This is a genomic window from Thauera phenylacetica B4P, assembly GCF_000310225.1.
Taxonomy (GTDB): Bacteria; Pseudomonadota; Gammaproteobacteria; order Burkholderiales; family Rhodocyclaceae; genus Thauera; species Thauera phenylacetica.
This window is the reverse complement of the sequence record NZ_AMXF01000252.1, coordinates 1-5,645: the sequence shown is the minus strand read 5'-3', so window position 1 is coordinate 5,645 and position 5,645 is coordinate 1. Positions and strand designations below refer to the sequence as shown.

At 73.2% G+C, this 5,645-nt stretch carries 4 protein-coding genes and 2 pseudogenes; 1 reads left to right on the top strand and 5 read right to left on the bottom strand.

The window, feature by feature from the left end; all coding sequences use genetic code 11:
• Window positions 1-240: 240 nt before the first annotated feature.
• Window positions 241-693: pseudogene (locus C667_RS26855) on the bottom strand (ureidoglycolate lyase); the annotation flags it as partial.
• Between C667_RS26855 and C667_RS19700 the strand changes: the two are divergent.
• Window positions 684-1,583, top strand: coding sequence for a DMT family transporter (locus C667_RS19700; RefSeq protein ID WP_004378207.1), 900 nt, complete (start codon window positions 684-686; stop codon window positions 1,581-1,583). The pseudogene C667_RS26855 and the gene C667_RS19700 overlap by 10 nt on opposite strands.
• 18 nt (window positions 1,584-1,601) lie before the next feature.
• Here the strand turns inward: C667_RS19700 and C667_RS19695 are convergent, their stop codons facing one another.
• The 4 genes and pseudogenes from C667_RS19695 to C667_RS19685 form a co-directional block, all read right to left on the bottom strand.
• Complete coding sequence (locus tag C667_RS19695; protein ID WP_051174700.1) at window positions 1,602-3,740, bottom strand: putative bifunctional diguanylate cyclase/phosphodiesterase; 2,139 nt, start codon at window positions 3,738-3,740, stop codon at window positions 1,602-1,604.
• A gap of 99 nt (window positions 3,741-3,839) precedes the next feature.
• On the bottom strand, window positions 3,840-4,520 hold the full coding sequence (locus tag C667_RS19690) for a response regulator (RefSeq protein ID WP_051174699.1): 681 nt from the start codon (window positions 4,518-4,520) through the stop codon (window positions 3,840-3,842).
• Between the two features lie 9 nt (window positions 4,521-4,529).
• Entirely contained in the window at window positions 4,530-4,676 is a 147-nt protein-coding gene (locus C667_RS26575) for an ATP-binding protein (RefSeq protein ID WP_245538506.1), read from the bottom strand.
• 22 nt (window positions 4,677-4,698) lie between these two features.
• Window positions 4,699-5,478, bottom strand: a pseudogene (locus C667_RS19685) (sensor histidine kinase); the annotation flags it as partial.
• Between the last annotated feature and the right edge of the window lie 167 nt (window positions 5,479-5,645).

Genomic DNA, 5,645 nt, shown 5'->3' with positions numbered 1-5,645 from the left:
CGCCGCTCCTACATTGCACCAGACCGCCCCGGCCTGTGTAGGAGCGGCGCAAGCCGCGAACACGGCGCCTCCGCGGCGATCACCGCCCCTCGATCACCCCGTCGAGCGAACAGGCCGCGCCAGACCGCCCCGGCCCGTGTAGGAGCGGCGCAAGCCGCGAACACGGCGCGCCAGACCGCCCCGGCCCGTGTAGGAGCGGCGCAAGCCGCGAACACGGCGCCTCCGCGGCGATCACCGCCCCTCGATCACCCCGTCGAGCGCGAGCAGCGGGTGGTGCCAGACGCCGGTGGCGTAATGGACGCCCTGGTCGCCGCGGGCGAGGAACACCTGCAGGTCTTCCCCCCTGGGTGCCGCACCGGCGGGTGCCACCACCACCAGCTAGGGCCTGCCCGACATCGGCACGAAGGCCTGGGAGGCGCGCGGGGGGCGCTCCATGATCTGCACGGTGAAGGGGGCGTGAGGGTGTCGTCGCCGGAACGGGCTGAAAGGGGGGTCGGCGCGGGTCGCGCCGCACCCGCTGCATTGCCGGCGCGGATAATGCGTATCCGCGCCGGCATAGGTCGCCGCCCGCAGGCCGGGGCATAATCCGTCCCGCACTGTTGCCCGCCGCCGCCTCCCCGGCGGCACCCCTTCGGCCGCGGCCCCCTCCCGGGGCGCCGCGGCGTTTTCCTTTTGGAGGTCCGATGTCCGCATCCGGCTCGCCGCGCCTGGCGGTGTTCGCGCTCGCGCTCCTGTCGCTGATCTGGGGCTACAACTGGGTGGTCATGAAGCAGGTCATCCAGTATGTCGATCCCTTCGACTTCTCGGCGATCCGCACCGTGCTCGGCGCCGCCACGCTCTTCGTCGTGCTGGTGGCGCTGCGCCGCCCGCTCGGCCTCAAGGCGGTGCGCGAGGTGGCGCTGCTCGGCGTGCTGCAGACCGGCGCCTTCACCGCGCTGATCCAGTGGGCGCTGGTCGCCGGCGGTGCGGGCAAGACCGCGGTGCTGGTGTATACGATGCCGTTCTGGGTGGTGCCGATGGCCTGGTTCGTGCTCGGCGAGCGCGTGCGCGGCATGCAGTGGGTGGCCAACGCCATCGCCGCCTGCGGCCTGGTGCTGGTGCTCGAGCCCTGGGCGATGGGCGGCAGCGCCTTCAGCAACCTGCTCGCGGTCGCCGGCGGGGTGACCTGGGCGGCGGCCTCGGTGCAGGCCAAGCGCATGCGACGCGCGCACGACTTCGACCTGCTCTCGCTCACCGCCTGGCAGATGCTGTTCGGTGCGATCGCGCTGTGCGTGCTGGCGCTGCTGCATCCGTCGCGGCCGATCGACCCGACGCCGTATTTCTGGGGCGCGCTGGTGTTCAACGCCGTGCTCGCCACCGGCCTGGCCTGGCTGCTGTGGTTGTTCGTGCTGCAGCGCTTGTCCACCGGCGTGGCCGGGCTGTCCGCGCTCGGCATCCCGATGGTGGGCGCGCTCGCGGGCTGGATCGAGCTCGGTGAGCGCCCGACGCCGGTGGAGTTCGCCGGCATGGCGCTGATCGTCGGCGCGCTCGCGCTGGTCAGCCTGTGGTCGCTGCGCCAGGCCAGGAGCGCGCCGCCGCGCTGAGCGGCGAGGGCGCCCCGATCAGGCGCTGACGGCGAACACCCTCGGCTTCGCGTAGCGCTCGGCCGGCGCGAAGCGGTCGATGAGCGCGCCGAGGGCGGCCGGCGCCACCGGCGGGCTGAACAGGTAGCCCTGCAGCGCATCGCAGCCGGCGGCGGCGAGCAGCTCGCGCTGCGCCTCCGTCTCCACGCCCTCGGCGACCACGCGCAGGCCCAGCCCGCGCGCCAGGCCCAGGGTGGCATCCACGATGATCGAGCTCTTCGGGTCGCGCGTCAGGCCGTCGACGAAGCTGCGGTCGATCTTCAGCTTGGTGAGGGCGAAGCGGCTCAGGTAGGCGAGCGAGGAGTAGCCGGTGCCGAAGTCGTCGAGCGAGACGCTCACGCCCATGCGGCTGATCGCCTCGACCTGGCGTGCGCTGTGCTCGCTGTCGCTCATCATCGCGCTCTCGGTGAGCTCGATCTCGAGCTGGCCGGGGGCGATGCCGCTGCGTTCGAGGACCTCGCGCACGCGCTCGGGCAGGCGGCCGCCGGCGAGCTGGTGTGCGGAGACGTTTACCGCCACGCGGATCGGCGGCAGCCCGGTGTCCTGCCAGTGGCGGACCTGGCGGCAGGCGGTCTCGAGCACCCAGTCGCCGATCGCCACGATCAGCTCGCTCTCCTCGGCCACCGGGATGAACTCCGCCGGCGACACCCAGCCCAGCTCCGGGCTGTTCCAGCGCAGCAGCGCCTCCACGGTGCGCACGCGGCCGTCGCGCACGCAGACCATCGGCTGGTAGTAAAGCTGCAGCTCGCCGCGCGCGAGCGCGTGGCGCAGCTCGCTCTCCACCGCGATCCAGCGCCGCGCCCGGGTGTCCATGCCGGGCGTGAAGAAGTGCAGGCGGTTGCCCAGGCCGTGGCGGATCTGCGCGCGCGCGGCCTCCGCCGCATGCAGCAGGTGCTCGGCGTCGCCGCCATCGTCCGGATACACGCTGATGCCCAGGCTCGCGCTCATGTGCAGGGTCTGCCCGCCGATCGTCACCGGACGGGCGAGCTCGTCGAGGATGCGCCGCGCGAGCGCGGCCAGCGCGTCGGCATCGGCGAACTCGGTGATCAGCAGGAGGAACTCGTCGCTGCCGAGGCGGGCGAGGCTGCTGCGTCGCTTCAGGCAGCCGGCGATGCGCTCGCCCATCACCTGCAGCAGGCGGTCGCCGGCGTCCTGGCCGAGGCTCTCGTTCACCCGCCGGAAGCGGTCGAGGTCGAGCAGCAGCACCGCGGCCTTGCCCTCGCCGGCGGCGGCGCGCTCGAGCGCCTGCTCCAGGCGCTCCATGAACAGCTGGCGGTTGGCGAAGCCGGTGAGGGGGTCGTGGTGGGTCAGGTAGTCGAGCCGGGCCTGGTCCTGCTTCTCGCGGCTGATGTCGCTGAACATGCCCACGTAGTGCGAGGGCAGGCCGTCGGCGCCGCGCACCGCACGCAAGGCCAGGCGCTCGGGGTAGATCTCGCCGCTCTTGCGCCGGTTCCACACCTCGCCGGTCCAGGATCCGCGGGTCACCAGCGCGTCCCACAGCCCCGCGTAGAAGGCCGCGTCGTGGCGGCCGGACTTGAGGACGCGCGGGTTCAGCCCCAGGACCTCGGCGCGGGCGTAGCCGGTGATGCGCTCGAAGGCCGGGTTGCAGTCGAGGATGTCGCCGGCGAGGCTGGTCACCACGATGCCCTCGTGCAGGCCTTCGACCACCTCGCTCCAGATGCGCAGGTGGGCATCGCGGGCGCGCAGGCCGTCCTCGGCGTCGCGGCGGGCCTGCCGGCCCCGGGCCTCGGCCAGGCTGCGCGAGAGCGCGGGGGCGAGGCGCGCGAGATCGTGCTTGTGCACGTAGTCGTGAGCGCCGAGCGCCATCAGGCGGCTGGCCTCCTCGTCGCTCAGCGAGGCCGAGACGACCACGAAGGGCAGGTCGAGCCCGCTCGCCTGCACCTGGGCGAGCGCCTCCTCGGGGCTGAAGCCGGGCAGGGCGTAGTCGCACAGCACCGCCGACCACGCGCAGGCCCCGAGGGCGACCTGGAACTCCGCGGCGCGATCGACCCGGCGCGCGGTCGCCACCGTGTAGCCGGCGCGCTCGAGCTGGCGCACCACCAGCGCGGCATCGGATTCGTTGTCCTCGACGATCAGCAGATCGATGTTCTCGCCCATGCTTGTCCTTCCTTAGCGGTGTGCGGCCGGAATCGCACTCCGGCACTCCGGTCCATGCCGCCATGATAGGCCGCCGGGGCGCGACGACAATCCCGTGGATTACCGAGGCGCGTCTAGGGGGGTGGAGCGCTTGCCGAGCGTGATGAGGCCGCGGCGCGCGGCCTCCAGCAGCAGGTTGGCGATGTCGCGCACGCCCAGGCGCTCCATGATCTGGGCGCGGTGCGCCTCCACGGTCTTGACGCTGAGGTCGAGCCGGCGGGCGATCTCCTTGGTGCCGAGGCCGCTGCCGATGAGCTCGAGGATCTCGGTCTGGCGCGGAGTCAGCACGCTCGCCGCGCGCTCGTCCTCGGGGGCGCGCGCGAGCATGTTGCCCACCAGGTGGCGCGACACCGCAGGGCTCAGGTAGACGTCGCCGCGCATCACCGCCGCGATCGCCATCTCGAGCTCGGCCACCGCGGCGTCCTTGAGCAGGTAGCCGCGCGCGCCGCAGCGCAGCGCCTGCTCGAAGAAGTCGCCGGTGTCGTGCATCGACAGGATCACCACCTTGATGTGCGGATGCGCCGCGGAGATCGCGCGCGTGGCGGCGAGGCCGTCCATGTCGTCCATCGCGATGTCCATCAGCACCAGGTCGGGCTGCATCGTCGCCGCCAGCTCGACCGCCTGGCGGCCGCTGCTCGCCTCCTCGATGCCGGCCACGCCCGCGATCGAGCCGAGCAGCGCGCGAATGCCCGCGCGCACCAGGCTGTGATCGTCCACCAGCAGAACTCGCATTCCTTCCATGACCGAATCCTACGCCGGTGTGATGTGCGCGGTACAGGGCAGGCTTACCCGGATGCGGGTGCCCGCGCCGGGCGCGGCGTCGATGCGCACCTCGCCGCCGATCAGCGCCGCGCGCTCCTCCATGCCGAGCAGGCCCACGCTGGCGCCTTCGAGCATGCGCCGGCGCGCGCGCGAGGTCGAAGCCGCGGCCGTCGTCGGCAATCTCCAGATCCACGCGGCCGTCCGCGGCCGCCAGCGCGATGCGCACCCGCTTCGCCCCGGCATGGCGGACGACGTTGGTGAGCGCCTCCTGCAGCAGCCGGAAGCACACGATCGCGCAGCGCTCCTCGGCCTTGAATTCGCCCAGTCCGCCATCGAACTCGAGCGCCAGCCCGGCGCGCGCGCATTCGCGCTCGGCGTGCCAGCGCAGCGAGGCCTCCAGCCCCATGTAGTCGAGCTGCGGCGGGCGCAGGTTGAGCGACAGGCCGCGCACCTGCGCGAGCGCCTCCTCGGTGGTGTGGATGGCCGCGGCCAGGCGCGCTACCGCCGGGCCGGCGTCCAGATGCGGGGTCATCGCCTGCAGGTCGAGCTTGACCGCGGTCAGCGCCTGGCCGATCTGGTCGTGCAGCTCGTAGGCCACCGCGCGGCGCTCGGCCTCCTGGGCGTCGAGCACGCGCAGCGACATCTGGCGCAGGCGCGCGTTGGCGGTGCGCAAGGCCTCGGCCGCGGCGCGCTGCGCGGAGACGTCGTGCACCGTACCGATCAAGCGCGGCGTCGCGGCCTCGGCGCCGCGGCTGCGGGCCGCGCACTCGAGCACGTAGCGCAGGCTGCCGTCGGCATGGATGATGCGGTACTCCAGCTCCACGCGCTCGCTGCCGTCGGCGAGCGCGCGGTGGGCCTGCAGCAGGCGCCCGAGGTCGTCGGGGTGCACGCGGGTGAGCAGGGCGTCGAGCGCATCCTCTCCCGCCACCGGGACCATGCCGAAGAGCCCGAACAAGGTGTCCGAGCACCACAGCGCGCCGCCCGGCAGGTCCCTGCGCCACTGCCCGACCCCACCGATGCGTTGCGCCTCGCGCAGCACCGCCTCGCTGTCGTGCAGCGCCGCGAGCGCGCGCCGGCGCTCGGCGCGGACGCGCGCCTCGCCGA